This window comes from Arthrobacter sp. P4_F11 (genome assembly GCF_056401395.1).
Genome location: NZ_JBFUJK010000014.1, coordinates 186,462 through 201,707 on the forward strand (window position 1 = coordinate 186,462; position 15,246 = coordinate 201,707).

Genomic DNA, 15,246 nt, shown 5'->3' on the forward strand with positions numbered 1-15,246 from the left:
AAATGTTGCCCTAGGTGACTCCCCGTTTCTGACCCTTTGTGACGGGATTACGGCCGCCCCTACAGTCGATGCATGACTGATACAGCTCTAGCCGGAGCGTCCACGGACGAGGCTGCCGCCGGCCGCACCAAGCGCCCTCCCCGCCCGGCCGCAAAGCCGCACGGCCAGTGGAAAGTGGACGGCACCACGCCGCTGAACGCCAACGAGACCTGGAAACAGGAAGACAACGGCCTCAACGTCCGCGAGCGTATTGAGTCCGTCTACTCCAAGCACGGCTTCGACTCGATCGACGGCACTGACCTGCACGGCCGCTTCCGCTGGTGGGGGCTTTACACCCAGCGCAAACCCGGGATCGACGGCGGCAAGACCGCCACGCTTGAGCCGCACGAGCTCGAAGACAAATACTTCATGCTCCGCGTCAGGATCGACGGCGGTGCGCTCACCACCGGGCAGTTGCGCGTCATCGGCCAGATCTCCGTGGACTTCGCCCGCGACTCGGCCGACCTCACGGACCGCCAGAACATCCAGCTGCACTGGATCCGGGTCGAAGACATGCCCGAAATCTGGCGCCGGCTCGAAGGCGTGGGGCTGTCCACCACGGAAGCCTGCGGCGACGTTCCCCGCGTCATCCTCGGCTCCCCGGTGGCGGGCATCGCCAAGGACGAGATCATCGATCCCACGCCGCTGATCCAGGAACTCGCCGAGCGGTTCATCGGCGACCCGGAACTGGCCAACCTGCCGCGCAAATTCAAGACCGCCATCACCGGCCACCCCAGCCAGGACGTGGTGCACGAGATCAACGACGTCGCCCTGGTGGGCCTGGTCCACCCCGAACTCGGCATCGGCTACGACCTCTGGGTGGGCGGCGCGCTCTCCACCAACCCCATGCTGGGCAAGCGCCTCGGCGCTTTCGTCCGGCCGGACCAGGCCGCCGACGTGTGGCTCGGCGTCACCAGCATCTTCCGCGACTACGGCTACCGGCGCATGCGCACCAAGGCCCGGCTGAAGTTCCTGCTGGCCGACTGGGGGCCGGTGAAGTTCCGCCAGGTCCTCGAAGACGAATACCTCGGCTACAAACTCGCCGACGGCCCGGCCGCCCCGAAGCCCTCCACGCCCGGTGACCACATCGGCGTGCACGAACAAAAGGACGGCAAGTTCTTCATCGGCGCCACCCCGCTGGCCGGCCGCCTCTCCGGCAGCCAGCTGGTCAAGCTCGCGGACACCCTGGAGGCCCGCGGCTCGCAGCGCCTGCGCACCACGCCGCACCAGAAGCTCGTGGTCCTCGACGTGCCCAAGGATGAGGTGGACCCGCTCGTGGCCGAGCTCGACGCGCTGGGCCTGTCCGCCCGCCCGTCCGTGTTCCGGCGCGGCACCATCGCCTGCACCGGCATCGAGTTCTGCAAGCTCGCCATCGTGGAAACGAAGGTGACCGCGGCGACGGCGGTTGCCGAGCTGGAGCGCCGGCTGGCCGACCTCGCCGAGAGCAAGCAGCTGCCCCAGGCGCTGTCCCTGCACATCAACGGCTGCCCCAACTCCTGCGCCCGGATCCAGACGGCGGACATCGGCCTCAAGGGCATGATGCTGCCAACGCCCGACGGCGACCCCACCCCGGGATTCCAAGTCCACCTTGGCGGCGGGCTGGCGTCCGACAGCCGCGAGGAGGCAGGCCTGGGCCGCACCGTCCGCGGCCTGAAGGTCACGGCCGGGGAGCTGCCCGACTACGTCGAACGCGTGGTCCGCAAGTTCGTCGCCGACCGCTCCGAGGGCCAAAGCTTCGCCGAGTGGGCCTTCGCCGCGGAAGAGGGTGATCTGCAGTGACCGCAGCGCTCCGCTCCCACGACGAGCTCAAGGCCCTCGCCGAGGCCGGCGCCGCCGAGCTCGGCTGGGACGCCCCGGCCCGCGACGTCATTGCCTGGGTGGCCCGCAATTTCGAGCTGCCGACTGTCGCCGTCGCCTGCTCCATGGCGGATGCGGTCCTGCCGGCGCTGGTCGCGGACGAGCTCCCCGGCGTCGACGTCCTGTTCCTTGAGACCGGCTACCACTTCCCGGAGACGCATGCGACGCGCGACGAGGTCGCGGCCAACCTGCGCGTCAACGTCGTGGACGTGCTGCCGGAGAACACCGTGGAGCAGCAGGACCGGCTCCTGGGCAAGGACCTCTTCGCCCGCGACCCCGCGCAGTGCTGCGCCCTGCGCAAAGTGGCTCCGCTGCGCCGCACCCTGGCCGGCTACGAGCTCTGGTTCACCGGAGTCCGCCGCGACGAGGCGCCCACCCGCACCAACACGCCGCTGATCACCTGGGACGAGGCCAACGGCCTGGTCAAGGTCAACCCGGTGGCGGCCTGGACTTTCGACCAGCTGGTGCAGTACTCCGACGACAACCTCCTGCCCGTCAACCCGCTGCTTTCACAGGGCTACCCGTCCATTGGCTGCCAGCCCTGCACCCGCAAGGTAGCGCCCGGCGACGACCCCCGCGCCGGACGCTGGGCAGGAACCGACAAGACAGAATGCGGACTACACGTATGAGAACTCAAATCACCAACGAGGACCTGGAGCTGTCGGTGCTGGACAACGATGCAGCTGAGACGCCGATTGCCGCCCAGGGAGTGGCATCGAAGGCACTGGCCGAGGGACCCGATGCGAGCTTGCGAGCGTTGGGAAGGCCACTGCCGCTGTCGGAGCCGCGCGCTGGGCTGATCGAAGATCAGCCGCGCGGCGCAGGGGCGGGGGCGGCAATCGGCGTCGCAGGTTCACGCCTCTCGAGCCTCGACACCCTTGAGTCCGAGGCCATTCACATCATCCGCGAGGTCGTCGCCGAGTTTGAGAAGCCTGCGCTGCTGTTCTCCGGCGGCAAGGATTCCGTGGTGATGCTGCACCTGGCCACGAAGGCCTTCTGGCCCGGCAAGGTGCCCTTCCCGGTGCTGCACGTGGACACCGGCCACAACTTTCCCGAGGTCATCGACTTCCGCGACCGCACTGTGGAACGGCTGGGCCTGAAGCTCGTCGTCGGCTCCGTCCAGGAGTTCATCGACTCCGGTGAGCTGGCCGAGCGTGCCGACGGGACCCGGAACCCGCTGCAGACCGTGCCGCTGCTGGATGCGATCCAGCGCAACAAGTTCGACGCCGTCTTTGGCGGCGGACGCCGCGACGAGGACAAGGCCCGGGCCAAGGAACGGATCCTGAGCCTGCGCGACGAGTTCGGCCAGTGGGACCCCCGCAACCAGCGGCCCGAGCTGTGGAACCTCTACAACGGCCGGCACACGGTAGGCCAGCACGTCCGCGCGTTCCCCATCAGCAACTGGACCGAACTGGACGTGTGGCGCTACATCGAGCGCGAGAACATCGAGCTGCCGGGCCTGTACTACGCCCACGACCGCGAGGTCTTCGCCCGCGACGGCATGTGGCGCGCCGTCGGCGAGGTCTCCCAGCCGCGCGAGCACGAGGAAGTCATCACCAAGACCGTCCGCTACCGGACTGTCGGCGACATGTCCTGCACCGGCGCCGTGGAATCGGCCGCCGCCACGGTGCGCGACGTCGTCATTGAGGTTGCCGCCTCGACCATCACCGAACGTGGCGCCACCCGGGCCGACGACCGCATCTCCGAGGCCGCCATGGAAGACCGCAAGAAGGACGGCTATTTCTAATGAGCACGGAAACGTTTCTCCCGGGCCCGGACCTCGTTGCCGCGGCGCTGCCCACCACGCTGTTCCGCTTCGCCACCGCAGGCTCCGTCGACGACGGCAAGTCCACCCTGGTGGGCCGGCTCCTGCACGACTCGAAGGCGATCCTCGCCGACCAGCTCGACGCCGTCGCCCGCACCTCGGCGGACCGCGGGTTCGGCGGTGAAGGGGCCACCGGCACACAAGCGATCGATCTCGCCCTGCTGACCGACGGCCTGCGCGCGGAGCGCGAGCAGGGCATCACAATCGATGTCGCCTACCGCTACTTCGCCACGGACCGGCGCAGCTTCATCCTCGCGGACTGCCCCGGGCACGTGCAGTACACCAAGAACACGGTGACCGGCGCGTCCACCGCGGACGCCGTCGTCGTGCTCATCGACGCCCGCAAGGGTGTCCTGGAGCAGACCCGCCGGCACCTGTCCGTGCTGCAGCTGCTGCGCGTGGCACACGTGATCGTCGCCGTGAACAAGATCGACCTCGTGGATTTCAGCGAGGACGTGTTCCGCGGGATCGAGGCGGACGTCCAGCAGGTCGGGCGCGAGCTCGGGCTCGGTTCCGACGGCGTCGCCGATCTCCGCGTCATCCCCGTCTCGGCCCTCGACGGCGACAACGTGGTGGACCGCTCGGAGCGGACCCCGTGGTACGACGGCCCGGCGCTCCTGGAGGTCCTGGAGACGCTGCCGGCCGCCGACGAACTCGAAAGCCACCTCGAAAGCTTCCGTTTCCCGGTCCAGCTGGTGATCCGGCCGCAGGGCGCGCTGGCTCCGGACGCCATCGCCGGCGGCCTCGATCCTGAGGCCTACCGCGACTACCGTGCCTACGCCGGCCAGATCACCGAAGGCTCCGTGAAACTGGGGGACCAGGTCAGCATCCTGACCCCGGGCCAGGCCCCGCGCACCACCACCATCACCGGGATCGACTTCGCGGGCCGCGAGCTCGCCGAGGCGGCCGCCCCGCAGTCCGTGTCCCTGCGCCTGGCCGATGAGTTCGACGTCGCCCGCGGTGACACGATCGCGGCGGCCGGGACCGCCGGTGGCAAAATACCGGAGGCATCGGCAGACCTCTACGCCGCCCTGTGCTGGCTCTCGCCCAAGCCGCTCCGGGAGGGCTCCAAGGTCCTGGTCAAGCACGGCACCCGCACGGTCCAAGCCCTGGTCCGGAACGTGACAGGCAGGCTCGACCTCGCCAGCTTCGGCCTGGAGCCGACCACCACCCTGGAGCTCAACGACATCGGGCACGCGCAGCTCCGGCTCGCCGCTCCGCTGCCGCTGGAGAACTACCTGCACCACCGCCGCACCGGGGCGTTCCTCGTGATCGACCCGCTCGACGGCAACACCCTCGCCGCAGGCCTGGTCAACGACCACCCCGGCGACCACGAGGACGAGCGCTACTCGATCTAGGCCACGTGTCACACGGGCGCAGCTTGTTTCCCGGCCGGTCGCCATGGCGGCGGTCCGGGAAACAAGCTGCCGTCTTTTGGGGCCGAATGTGACGCTGCGTGAACCCGCGTGACCCCCGGTTTCCGGGCCGTTGAACCCCGAATATGACACTCCCTATGGTGAATGAATGAAGACACAGGAACGGTTCCCCGGCCTCCCCCGCAGGGACTTCCAGGGGCGATGTCGCCGGCGCTGACCATCCGCCCGGCCCTTCCGCACACACCCCAGAACAGGACTTCACCCATGTCACACACCCCCGAAAACCCCGGGCCCGGCACACAGCCCGGCACCACCCGGATCGTCGCCGGCGAGACCGGCAAACCCAAACGCAAGCGCACCCTGGAGATCGCCCTGGTCGCGGGCCTCGTGCTCCTGATCGGCGCCGGCGCAGCCGTTGCATCCTCGCTGTCCCGCAGCCCCGAAACCGCCCCCGCAGCGGCAGCGGCGGACGCCGGCCCGGCCACGGAACTCAGGCTCGGCTACTTTGGCAACATCACCCACGCCCCGGCCCTGGTGGGTGTCAACAAGGGGTTCATCGCCAAGGACCTCGGGGCGACCAAGCTCAGCACGCAGGTGTTCAACGCCGGCCCGGCCGCGATCGAGGCCCTGAACGCCGGCGCCATCGACGCCACCTACATCGGCCCCAACCCGGCCATCAACTCCTATGTCAAGAGCCACGGCGAGTCGATCAGCATCATCGCCGGCGCCACGGCTGGCGGAGCGCAGCTGGTGGTCAAGCCCGGCATCAACTCGGCGGCCGACTTGAAGGGCAAGACGCTCGCGTCGCCGCAGCTCGGCGGCACCCAGGACGTGGCCCTCCGGGCCTGGCTCGGCAAGCAGGGCTTCAAGACCTCCACGGACGGCAGCGGCGACGTCTCGATCAACCCGACCGAGAACGCCCAGACCCTCAAGCTGTTCCAGGACGGCAAGCTCGACGGCGCGTGGCTGCCCGAGCCCTGGGCCTCCCGCCTGGTGCTCCAGGCCGGCGCTAAGGTCCTGGTCGACGAGAAGGACCTGTGGGAGAAGGGCGAGTTCGTCACCACCGTCCTGATCGTCAACAAGACGTTCGCGGCCGAGCACCCTGCCACGGTGCAGGCGCTGCTGAAGGGCCACGTCGAATCCGTGGACTGGCTCAACGCGGCGCCCGCCGCCGAGAAAGCCACCGTCCTCAACGACGGACTCAAGGCTGCCGCAGGCAAGGCCTTGCCGGCCGACGTCATCGACCGGTCCCTGAAGAACATCGTCTTCACCACCGACCCGCTCGCAGGGACGTACAGGAAACTGCTCCAGGACGGCGTCGACGCCGGCACCACCAAGCAGGCCGACATCAACGGCATCTTCGACCTCACAGCGCTCAACAGCGTCCTGAGCGAGAGTGCGGCCGGCAAGAAGATCTCCGCCGAGGGGCTCGGCAAGGACTAGCGCCCGGGCCCCCAACCATCCGCCACAACAGTAAGGACCAGACCATGCCAGTCGTACTGGAACACCTGGGCAAGCGCTTCGGCGCCGGCGCCCCGGTGCTGGACGACGTCAACGCCACCATCGGGCAGGGCGAGTTCGTCGCCCTGCTCGGTGCCTCTGGCTGCGGCAAGTCCACCCTGCTCAACATCATGGCGGGACTGGAGGCCCCGACGTCGGGCGCCCTGGAAGTGCCCAGCGACGGCGCCGCCTTCATGTTCCAGGACGCGGCACTGTTTCCCTGGCTGACCGCGCGGGAGAACATCGAGCTGGCCCTGAAGCTGCGCGGCGTCGGGAAAGCCGACCGCCGGGTCCGGGCCGGGGAACTGCTGGACCTGGTGCACCTGGGCGGTGCGGGGGACAAACGGCCCCACGAACTCTCCGGCGGGATGCGCCAGCGCGTCTCCCTGGCCCGGTCGCTGGCCCAGGACCGCCAGCTGCTGCTCATGGACGAGCCGTTCGCGGCCCTGGACGCGATTACGCGGGACCTGCTCCATGACGAGCTGGAACGGATCTGGAAGGAAACCGGCCGGACCATCGTCTTTGTCACCCACAACGTCCGCGAGGCCGTCCGGCTTGGCCAGCGCGTCCTGCTGCTCTCCTCCCGGCCCGGCCGCGTGGTGCGGGAATGGCACGTCAGCGAAGAGCACCGCACCGACGCCGGACTGGCCGGCCAGCTCACCGGCGAAATCACCGCCCGGCTACGCGAGGAGATCCGCCGCCATGCCAAGTAACCAGCTTCCCGTGGCGGAAGCGCCGGCCGAGACCCGCAAGGTCCACGCCGCCCTGACCCGTTCCTCCACCGGCAAGGAAGACCTCCGCGAGCTCGAAGCGGGCCTCGACTCCCTGCAGTCAGACTCCATCCGCAAGGTCCGCATCGACTGGAGCCGGATCCTGCTGCCGGTGGCCGCGCTCGCGGTGCTGATCATCCTCTGGCAGTTGTACGTCTCCCTCGGCTTCAAGCGGCGCGACGTCGTGCCCGGCCCCCTGGATGTCATCGGCCAGGTCGGAACCCTGTGGGGGGAGGGCAAGCTTCAAGAGGCCGTCTGGACCTCGCTGCAGCGCGGCGTCGTGGGCTTCCTGATCAGCGTGGTGATCGCGACGCCGGTGGGTCTGGTGCTGGCCCAGGTGGCACCTTTGCGGCGCGCGTTCGGGCCGCTGATCTCCGGGCTGCAGGTCCTGCCGTCGGTGGCCTGGGTGCCGGCCGCTATTCTCTGGTTTGGGATCACGGATGCCACCGTGTACTTCGTGGTGTTCATGGGTGCGATTCCCTCGATCGTCAACGGCCTGATCTCCGGTGTGGACCAGATTCCGCCGCAGTACCGCAGCGTCGGGAAGGTCCTGGGTGCGTCCCGTCTCCAACTGGCCCTGCAGATCATCCTGCCGGCGGCCCTGCCCGGGTACCTCGGCGGCCTCAAGCAGGGCTGGGCGTTCTCCTGGCGCTCGCTCATGGCGGCGGAAATCATCGCCGTCGGCGGCACCATCGGCTTCGGTCTGGGCTCCATGCTGGACCAGGGCCGCGTCCTGTCCGACATGACCATCGTCATGTCCGCCATCCTGCTGATCCTCGCCGTCGGAATCCTGATCGAGCTGCTCGTGTTCGCGCCGATTGAAAAGCGGCTGCTCCGCCGCCGCGGCCTCCTCGCCGGCAGCACCCGCTAGGCCAGCCCCCAAGCCCCTCCAAAGCAACGCGGAGTCAGTTACGGCCCATATTTCCATTGGTTTATGGGCCGTAAGTGACTCCGCGTTGCTTTTTCGATGGCTCCTTGCCCGGGTACAGGCACGGGCCTACACTCACGCCTAGAGGCCGGGTTGCGGCCCCTTCCACGGCTGATGCAAAGCCCGATTCCTAGGAGGTCGCTGTGGCAGCAAAATTTGGCGTGCTGGCCCTGGTCGAAGCCAAAGCGGGGAAGGAACAGGACGTCTGGGACTTCCTGAACGGAGGGCGCGAAATCGTGCTCAACGAGCCCGGAACGCGCACCTGGTATGCCTTCCGGGTCAACGAGAACACCTTCGGCATCTTCGACACCTTCGATACCGAGGAGGACCGTCAGGCCCACCTCAGCGGCGCCATCCCCGCCGCCCTCGGCGAACACGGTCCGGCCCTGCTCGCCAAGGATCCCGACATCAAGCTGATCGAACTCATCGCCGTGAAATAGGGGTGCCCCCGGCCGCCGCAGATCAGGAGCGGCGATTGCCATTATGTGACGCGGCGTTACCTTGCGTGAACTGGTGTTGCCGCACCGTTGTTCCGCTATGTGACGCCGCCCTATCGTCGATGCATGGCAATTCAGGACATTTACCCCACGGCGCTGCGCCTCCTCGGCCGTCCCGTGCTGGTGGTCGGCGCCGGCCCGGTGGCCGCCCGGCGCACCAAAGGGCTGCTCGACGCCGGAGCCCGCGTCACCGTCGTGGCCCCGGCCGCCTGCCCGGCGCTCGCCGAACTTGCCGGCGCCGGCCTCCTGAACTGGGAGCCCCGCCCGTACCGTGCGTCCGACGTCGACGGCGTCTGGTTCGTCCAGACCGCCACCGGCGACGCCGCCGTGGACGCTCAGGTCTCCGCCGACGCCGAGGCGCAGCGCATCTGGTGCGTCAACGCCTCCGACCACGAAGCCTCCGCCGCCTGGACGCCCGCCGTCGCCGTGGTGGATGACGTCAAGATCGCCGTCAACGCCGGCGGAGACCCGCGCCGCGCCATGGCCCTGCGCGACGCCGTCGCCACCGCCCTGGCCACTGGAGACCTGCCGCTGCGCCGGCACCGGGTTCCCGGCACGGGGGCAACTCCCGGATCCGTGGCCCTCGTCGGCGGCGGTCCCGGCGACACCGGACTCATCACCGTCCGCGGCCGCAGGCTCCTTGGCCAGGCCGACGTCGTGGTGGCGGACCGGCTCGGTCCGCGTGAACTCCTGGCCGAACTGGCCCCCGACGTCCGCGTGGTGGAGGTCGGCAAGACCCCCGGCCACCACCCGGTGCCGCAGTCCGAAATCAACCGGATCCTGGTCGAGGAAGCCCTGCAGGGCCACCGCGTGGTCCGGCTCAAGGGCGGCGACCCCTACGTGCTGGGCCGCGGCGGCGAGGAAGCCGAATTCTGCCGGCAGCACGGCGTCGAGGTCGAAGTGGTTTCCGGCGTCACGTCGGCCATTTCCGTCCCCGCCGCCGCCGGCATCCCCGTTACGCACCGCGGGCTGGCCAAAGGCTTCAGTGTGGTCACCGGCCATGAGGAACTCTCGGAAGTCCCGGCCCGTGCCGACCACACTGTGATCCTGCTCATGGGTGTGGGCCAGCTGCGCGATTCCGCAGCCTCCCTGGCCCGCGCCGGTTTGCCTCTTCAGACGCCTGTTGGCATCGTAGAGAATGGATACCTGCCAAACCAGCGGGTGACCATCGGAACCCTCGGGACCATCGCGGACCAGGCGGAGGCCGCAGGCGTAGCGAATCCCGCCGTGATCGTGATCGGCGACGTGGTCCGCGTCAGCCCGTTCGCGCCGTCGCACTTCAAGACCGCGGACTACAGCACCACCTCCCCGAACGCTCCCCGCACCACCAAGACCCGCGTACTGACCCCCTAACACCCGTCGATTGCTCCATAACTGCCGTTATCAAGCCCCAAAAGGGCGTTTGTGGAGCAACGGATGCAGAAGAAAAAAGGAACACAGCCGTGTCAACTAGCACCCCCGTAGGAACCGCCGCCCGCCCGCTGCGCGTCGCCGTCGTCGGCTCCGGTCCCGCCGGCGTCTACGCCGCGGACATCCTGACCAAGAGCGAGGCCGTCAAGAGCGGCGAGCTCACCGTCAGCATTGACCTCTTCGACCGCTACCCGGCACCCTACGGTCTGATCCGCTACGGCGTGGCCCCCGACCACCCCCGCATCAAGGGCATCGTCAACGCCCTGCACAAGGTCCTGGACCGCGGCGACATCCGGTTCTTCGGCAACGTGGACTACGGCACGGACTTGTCCATCGATGACCTCCGCACCCACTACGATGCCGTCATCTTCGCCACCGGCGCCATCAAGGATGCGGACCTCAACATCCCCGGCATCGAGCTCGAGGGCTCCTACGGCGGCGCCGACTTCGTGTCCTGGTACGACGGGCACCCCGACGTGTCCCGCGAATGGCCGCTGGAGGCCAAGGAAATCGCCGTGATCGGCAACGGCAACGTGGCCCTCGACGTGGCCCGCATGCTCTCCAAGCACGCCGACGACCTCCTGGTCTCCGAAATCCCGGACAACGTCTACGCCGGGCTGAAGTCCTCGCCCGTCACGGACGTGCACGTGTTCGGCCGGCGAGGACCCGCCCAGGTCAAGTTCACGCCCCTGGAACTGCGCGAACTCTCCCACTCCAAGGACGTGGACATCATCCTCTACGCCGAGGACTTCGAGTTCGACGCCGAATCGGACCGGCAGATCCAGAGCAACAACCAGACCAAGACCATGGTGGGCACGCTCACCAACTGGATCGCCGAACAGCCCGAGGACCTCTCCGAGCTCACCGCGTCCCGCCGGCTGCACCTGCACTTCCTGCACAGCCCCGTCGAGATCTACGCAGAAACCACAGACGGCGCCGACGCGCCCGGCCGCGTCGCCGGGATCAAGTTCGAGCGCACCGAGCTGGACGGCACCGGCAACGCCCGCGGCACGGGCGAGTTTGTCGAGTACCCGGTCCAGGCCGTGTACCGCGCCATCGGCTACTTCGGTTCCGCCCTCCCCGAGGTCGAGTTCGACCACAGCAAGGGAGTCGTCCCGAACGACGGCGGCCGGGTCCTGGACGCCGCCGGCACCCACGTGCCGGGGATGTACGCGACAGGCTGGATCAAGCGCGGCCCGGTGGGACTGATCGGCCACACCAAGGGTGACGCCCTCGAAACCGTGACCTACCTGCTTGAGGACCGCGAAAACCTGCCGCTGGCCGCGGCGCCCGCCCCCGAGGCGATCGTCGAGCTCCTGGCGGGCCGCGGCGTCGAGTACACGAGCTGGGAAGGCTGGCTGGCCCTGGACGAGCACGAGCGCGCCCTCGGTGAAAAGGCCACCGCTGCCGGCGGGTCGCACGGCGTCGCCGTCCAGCGCGAGCGCATCAAGGTGGTGCCCCGCGAGGACATGGTGGAGATCTCCCGTGGCGCCGCCGTCGAGGTCTAGCCTCGACGCAGAGCAACACGGAGCAACGCGGGGTGACTTCGCGCCCATTCCAGACAGGAAGAGGGGCGCGAAGTGGCCCCGCGTCGTTTTTCAGGGCGTGAAAGGGCGTGGAAACCTGGGCGGTAGTCAGTAGGCTTACCGTCATGGATGAACACTCGCCCAGGGCCGGCCAATGAGGCTCCGCCACAGCAACGCGTCCGGCCGCGGATACCGCAGGGTCCCCGCCGGGACCGGGTTCAGTTACAAGGACCTGGACGGCTCCACCCTGCCGCCGGGCCCCGTGCGGGAACGGCTCGAGGGCATCGGGATCCCGCCGGCCTGGACCGACGTCTGGATCGCCCCGTACGACAACGGGCACATCCAGGCCACGGGCGTCGACGCGGTGGGACGGCGGCAGTACATCTACCATCCGAGCTGGCGGGAACGGAAGGACCGGCTGAAGTTCGACCGTTCGCTCCAGCTGGCTGAGACCCTGCCGACCGCACGCCGCCTGGTGACCATGGACCTGCGCTCCGAAGGGCTGACGCGGGAACGCGTGCTGGCGGCCGCCTTTCGGATGCTCGACAGCGGATCATTGCGCGTCGGCTCGGAGCGCTACACCAACGAAAACGGCAGCCATGGCCTCGCCACCCTGCTCTGCGCCCACGTCACGGTGCGCAAGGATGAACTCCGGCTCAGCTTCCCGGCCAAGAGCGGCAAGACCTGGGAGTCGCGGATTGACGACGCCGACCTCGCCGCCGTCGTGCGCCAGCTCAAGCGCCGCGGCGGCAACGCCCGCCTGCTGGCCTACAAGGACGGCCGCAGCTGGCATCCGGTGTCGAGCGCGGACATCAACGAGTACGTCAAGGAGCGCACGGGGGAGGACTTCACCGCAAAGGATTTCCGCACCCTGCGGGGGACGGCGGCGGCAGCGGTCAGCCTGGCGCAGAGCGGCCCCCAGGCGAAGGTCTCTGCCCGGAAGAGCGCGGTGAGCCAGGCCATGCAGGATGCGGCCGCGGTCCTGGGCAACACACCGTCGATCGCCCGGAAAAGCTACGTGGATCCCCGGCTGTTGGACCACTTCGCGGCCGGGGAAACGATTGACCCGAGGCGGCTGGATTCCGCCGAGTCCGAGCTCCGCGCCCTGCTGTACCAGGAAGGCGACGTGGTGCCGCTGCGGAAGGCCGCCGGCTAGTTCCCGGGCGCGGCCCGGCGGCACCTCAGAACTCGGCGTTGATGAACCCGATGACAATCGCCGTCCACCAGCACAACTGCGAGATCACCAGGCACAGCAGCAGATGGACCCGTTGCCCGACGGCCAGGTCCTTGAACGAGGCATCGGGCGTCAGCCTGGCCAGCCGCCGCATGAGCGGAATGAGCATGATCCCGTTCAGGCTGAGCACAAGGACGGCGGCGAGCTTGAGGTCCGTCATCGGGTTGCTCAGGTGCGGGTTCAGGAACACGCCCGTGGCCAGCATGCCGGCCAGGCCGCCCCAGATCAGCGGTGTCGCTGCACCGTCGAGCCTGATGGTTTCGGCCAGGTCGCGTCTGCCGATCAGCCACAGGAAGCCGTGCCAGTCCATCAGGACGACGGCGCCAAAGGCCACCACCATCGACAGCACGTGCAACACGACGGCGACATGGTGGACATAGGTGTCGACGTGGACCGCGGTGGACAACGTGACCGAGAGCAGCCAGGCAGCGGCGGCCGCGGCGGACAGGGCGGCCACGAGGCGCCGCGTGGACCGCTCAGATTCACGGTGCCGTCGGAGGGTGCGTCTGCTCACCGGAACGTAGCTCATGCCATACCTCTGCGAGACCTGCCGCCGGTGGCCGTCCCAGCCCGGCCCGGGGTAGGTCCACGATAGTCCCGCGGGTGGATGCCAAACAAGGAAATCCCCATCCGGGGCGGCGGCTACATCCGGCCGAAGCGCGCCCGGACCAGCGCGAACATGCCGTAGGCAATGAACCCTGCCCCGATCGCCAGGAGCAGGTACGGGCCGAAGGGGTGGTCCCGGAGCGCCTTGAGGCTGCCGTCCAGGCCGGTGGAGGAACCGGGGTTGTTGGTCGCCGCGGCCACGACGAAGAGCAGCCCGGTCAGGATCAGCGCCAGCCCTTTCGAGACGTGGCCGGTGACGCCAAGCGCGCTGATCAGCCTGCCGCGGCGGGTCCCCTCGAAGTGTTGCAGTTCCTCCTTGAACTTCTTCCCGAAGCCCTTGACGATGAAATACACGCCGATTCCCATGATGGTGAGCCCGAGGCCGGCCAGGGCCGGAACCCCGAACGGTGACTGGATCAGGGCCGTGCTGAAATCGCGGGTCGAGTCGCCCGAGTCGCCGCGCTGGCCGAGGCCGAAGCCCGCGAAGCTCAGCCCGACGCTCCCGTACGCGATGGCAAGGAAGCCGGAGGAAATGAGTTTGCCCAGCTGCTCCCGGCGCGGCAGGTGGCGGCCCCGGAGTGTCGCCTCGCTCAGCTGCCAGAGCGCGAGGCCCGCGCAGGCGATGCAGGCCGCCCACATCACCGCCGGACCCCAGGGGTTGGCAGCGAGTTGTTCGATGGCGCCGGTGGGTTCGGCCTGGCCCGGCGCGCCCAGGACCAGGGCGACGGCGATGGCCCCGATCACGATATGAAGCAGTGCCATCACGGCGAATCCGGAACGGGCGACGACGTCGAGTGCGGTGCTGTTCGACGCCGCCTCCGCGGTGTCGACGGCGTCGCCGATGGCGGCTTCGATCCCGGACTCTTCTTCTGCCATGGTGATGCGGCTATTCCTCATCTGGTCCGGTGGACGGTGTCGTGCCTACGGCGGTGGGCCGGTGTTGTGCCTCGGGCGGTGTGCCTATGGCGCCGATTCTACGCCCGGCGAAGTGGCAGCCGCTTGGACTACCGCGTTTTTGGTAAGTGTGCTTACCATAGCCGAGTCATGGCCCCCCCTCGTGGACATGCCGCGGACCGGCAGCCTTGCTGCCCCTGCGATTCGGATTCGAAGACAGATGATAGGAAGCTCAACATGGCAGGAAATCTTGTTGCCCGATCCATTCACGACCTGACGGCAGCCGCCTGGTTCGGCGGCTCCCTGATGGGCGCCATTGGGCTCAACGGTGCTACTGCCGAAGCCAAGGACCCGGCGGAACGTGCCCGCCTCTCAAGCCTGGGCTGGAAGAAGTGGGCGCCGTACCAGACGGCGGCGTTTGGGGCGCATTTTCTCTCGGGCCTCGCCGTCATGTGGGAGAACAAGGGCCGGATGGCCAAGCAGGACGGCGTCACGCGCCTGAGCGTCTACAAGTCCGTCGTCACGCTCGCCGGAGCCGCCGTGACCCTGTACGCGGGCCTGCAGGGAGCCAAGGTGGACAAGCTGGCCGCCGAGGGCGCCAAGGGTGCCACCGAGCCGAAGCCGGGTGCCTCCGAGGAACTCCGTTCCGCGCAGCAGCAGCTGAAGATCCTGCAGTGGACCATCCCCGTGTTCGCCGGCTGGGTGATCGTGCTCGGCGCCAAGCACGGCGAGATGCAGCGGCCCAAGAACGTCCTGAAGGGCCTCGTCCGCTAGCCCCGGCACA

Annotated in this window: 14 protein-coding genes; 12 read left to right on the forward strand and 2 right to left on the reverse strand. The window is 68.6% G+C overall.

Annotation, left to right across the window (positions count from 1 at the left end; translation table 11 throughout):
• Positions 1-72 precede the first annotated feature (72 nt).
• The 11 genes from AC1DRO_RS15965 to AC1DRO_RS16015 all read left to right on the forward strand — a co-directional run bounded on the left by AC1DRO_RS15965 (position 73) and on the right by AC1DRO_RS16015 (position 12,884).
• Positions 73-1,818 carry a nitrite/sulfite reductase gene (locus AC1DRO_RS15965; protein ID WP_028276668.1) on the forward strand — a complete coding sequence of 582 codons (1,746 nt, stop codon included), beginning with the start codon at positions 73-75 and terminating at the stop codon, positions 1,816-1,818.
• Positions 1,815-2,525, forward strand: a complete 711-nt coding sequence (locus AC1DRO_RS15970; RefSeq protein WP_028276669.1) for a phosphoadenylyl-sulfate reductase — start codon at positions 1,815-1,817, stop codon at positions 2,523-2,525. The genes AC1DRO_RS15965 and AC1DRO_RS15970 overlap by 4 nt, the downstream gene beginning before the upstream one ends.
• Positions 2,522-3,643: a sulfate adenylyltransferase subunit CysD gene (gene cysD / locus AC1DRO_RS15975; RefSeq protein WP_476951572.1), complete on the forward strand. Its 1,122-nt coding sequence runs from the start codon at positions 2,522-2,524 to the stop codon at positions 3,641-3,643. Before AC1DRO_RS15970 ends, cysD begins: the two co-directional genes overlap by 4 nt.
• A complete protein-coding gene (locus AC1DRO_RS15980) occupies positions 3,643-5,079 on the forward strand; it encodes a sulfate adenylyltransferase subunit 1 (protein WP_476951573.1) in 1,437 nt (478 codons plus the stop codon). Before cysD ends, AC1DRO_RS15980 begins: the two co-directional genes overlap by 1 nt.
• 282 nt (positions 5,080-5,361) lie before the next feature.
• Complete coding sequence (locus AC1DRO_RS15985) at positions 5,362-6,540, forward strand: ABC transporter substrate-binding protein (protein ID WP_476951574.1); 1,179 nt, start codon at positions 5,362-5,364, stop codon at positions 6,538-6,540.
• Between the two features lie 44 nt (positions 6,541-6,584).
• Positions 6,585-7,310, forward strand: a complete 726-nt coding sequence (locus tag AC1DRO_RS15990; protein ID WP_018775157.1) for an ABC transporter ATP-binding protein — start codon at positions 6,585-6,587, stop codon at positions 7,308-7,310.
• A complete protein-coding gene (locus tag AC1DRO_RS15995; protein WP_476951575.1) occupies positions 7,300-8,238 on the forward strand; it encodes an ABC transporter permease in 939 nt (312 codons plus the stop codon). The genes AC1DRO_RS15990 and AC1DRO_RS15995 overlap by 11 nt, the downstream gene beginning before the upstream one ends.
• A 200-nt stretch (positions 8,239-8,438) precedes the next feature.
• Positions 8,439-8,735, forward strand: coding sequence for a putative quinol monooxygenase (locus AC1DRO_RS16000; protein WP_223913715.1), 297 nt, complete (start codon positions 8,439-8,441; stop codon positions 8,733-8,735).
• A 123-nt stretch (positions 8,736-8,858) separates the two neighbouring features.
• The gene (gene cobA / locus AC1DRO_RS16005) at positions 8,859-10,145 is read left to right on the forward strand and encodes a uroporphyrinogen-III C-methyltransferase (RefSeq protein WP_476951576.1); all 1,287 of its coding nucleotides are present in this window, start codon (positions 8,859-8,861) and stop codon (positions 10,143-10,145) included.
• Between the two features lie 89 nt (positions 10,146-10,234).
• A complete protein-coding gene (locus tag AC1DRO_RS16010) occupies positions 10,235-11,710 on the forward strand; it encodes an FAD-dependent oxidoreductase (protein ID WP_476951577.1) in 1,476 nt (491 codons plus the stop codon).
• A gap of 172 nt (positions 11,711-11,882) precedes the next feature.
• Positions 11,883-12,884, forward strand: coding sequence for a DNA topoisomerase IB (locus tag AC1DRO_RS16015; RefSeq protein WP_476951578.1), 1,002 nt, complete (start codon positions 11,883-11,885; stop codon positions 12,882-12,884).
• 25 nt (positions 12,885-12,909) lie between these two features.
• Here the strand turns inward: AC1DRO_RS16015 and AC1DRO_RS16020 are convergent, their stop codons facing one another.
• Positions 12,910-13,491 carry a hypothetical protein gene (locus tag AC1DRO_RS16020; RefSeq protein ID WP_476951579.1) on the reverse strand — a complete coding sequence of 194 codons (582 nt, stop codon included), beginning with the start codon at positions 13,489-13,491 and terminating at the stop codon, positions 12,910-12,912.
• A gap of 113 nt (positions 13,492-13,604) precedes the next feature.
• The gene (locus tag AC1DRO_RS16025) at positions 13,605-14,444 is read right to left on the reverse strand and encodes a DUF1206 domain-containing protein (protein WP_476951580.1); all 840 of its coding nucleotides are present in this window, start codon (positions 14,442-14,444) and stop codon (positions 13,605-13,607) included.
• Between the two features lie 255 nt (positions 14,445-14,699).
• Here AC1DRO_RS16025 and AC1DRO_RS16030 point away from each other — a divergent pair, with 255 nt between their 5' ends.
• A complete protein-coding gene (locus tag AC1DRO_RS16030) occupies positions 14,700-15,236 on the forward strand; it encodes a hypothetical protein (protein ID WP_476951581.1) in 537 nt (178 codons plus the stop codon).
• Positions 15,237-15,246: the final 10 nt, after the last annotated feature.

What these genes read in the sequence shown, in the direction of transcription:
- AC1DRO_RS15965 (WP_028276668.1), top strand. Translation starts at nt 73, where the DNA reads ATGACTGATACAGCTCTAGCCGGAGCGTCCACGGACGAGGCTGCCGCC.
- cysD (WP_476951572.1), top strand. Translation starts at nt 2,522, where the DNA reads ATGAGAACTCAAATCACCAACGAGGACCTGGAGCTGTCGGTGCTGGAC.
- AC1DRO_RS15980 (WP_476951573.1), top strand. Translation starts at nt 3,643, where the DNA reads ATGAGCACGGAAACGTTTCTCCCGGGCCCGGACCTCGTTGCCGCGGCG.
- AC1DRO_RS15985 (WP_476951574.1), top strand. Translation starts at nt 5,362, where the DNA reads ATGTCACACACCCCCGAAAACCCCGGGCCCGGCACACAGCCCGGCACC.
- AC1DRO_RS15990 (WP_018775157.1), top strand. Translation starts at nt 6,585, where the DNA reads ATGCCAGTCGTACTGGAACACCTGGGCAAGCGCTTCGGCGCCGGCGCC.
- AC1DRO_RS15995 (WP_476951575.1), top strand. Translation starts at nt 7,300, where the DNA reads ATGCCAAGTAACCAGCTTCCCGTGGCGGAAGCGCCGGCCGAGACCCGC.
- cobA (WP_476951576.1), top strand. Translation starts at nt 8,859, where the DNA reads ATGGCAATTCAGGACATTTACCCCACGGCGCTGCGCCTCCTCGGCCGT.
- AC1DRO_RS16015 (WP_476951578.1), top strand. Translation starts at nt 11,883, where the DNA reads ATGAGGCTCCGCCACAGCAACGCGTCCGGCCGCGGATACCGCAGGGTC.
- AC1DRO_RS16020 (WP_476951579.1), bottom strand. Translation starts at nt 13,491, where the DNA reads ATGAGCTACGTTCCGGTGAGCAGACGCACCCTCCGACGGCACCGTGAA.
- AC1DRO_RS16025 (WP_476951580.1), bottom strand. Translation starts at nt 14,444, where the DNA reads ATGGCAGAAGAAGAGTCCGGGATCGAAGCCGCCATCGGCGACGCCGTC.
- AC1DRO_RS16030 (WP_476951581.1), top strand. Translation starts at nt 14,700, where the DNA reads ATGGCAGGAAATCTTGTTGCCCGATCCATTCACGACCTGACGGCAGCC.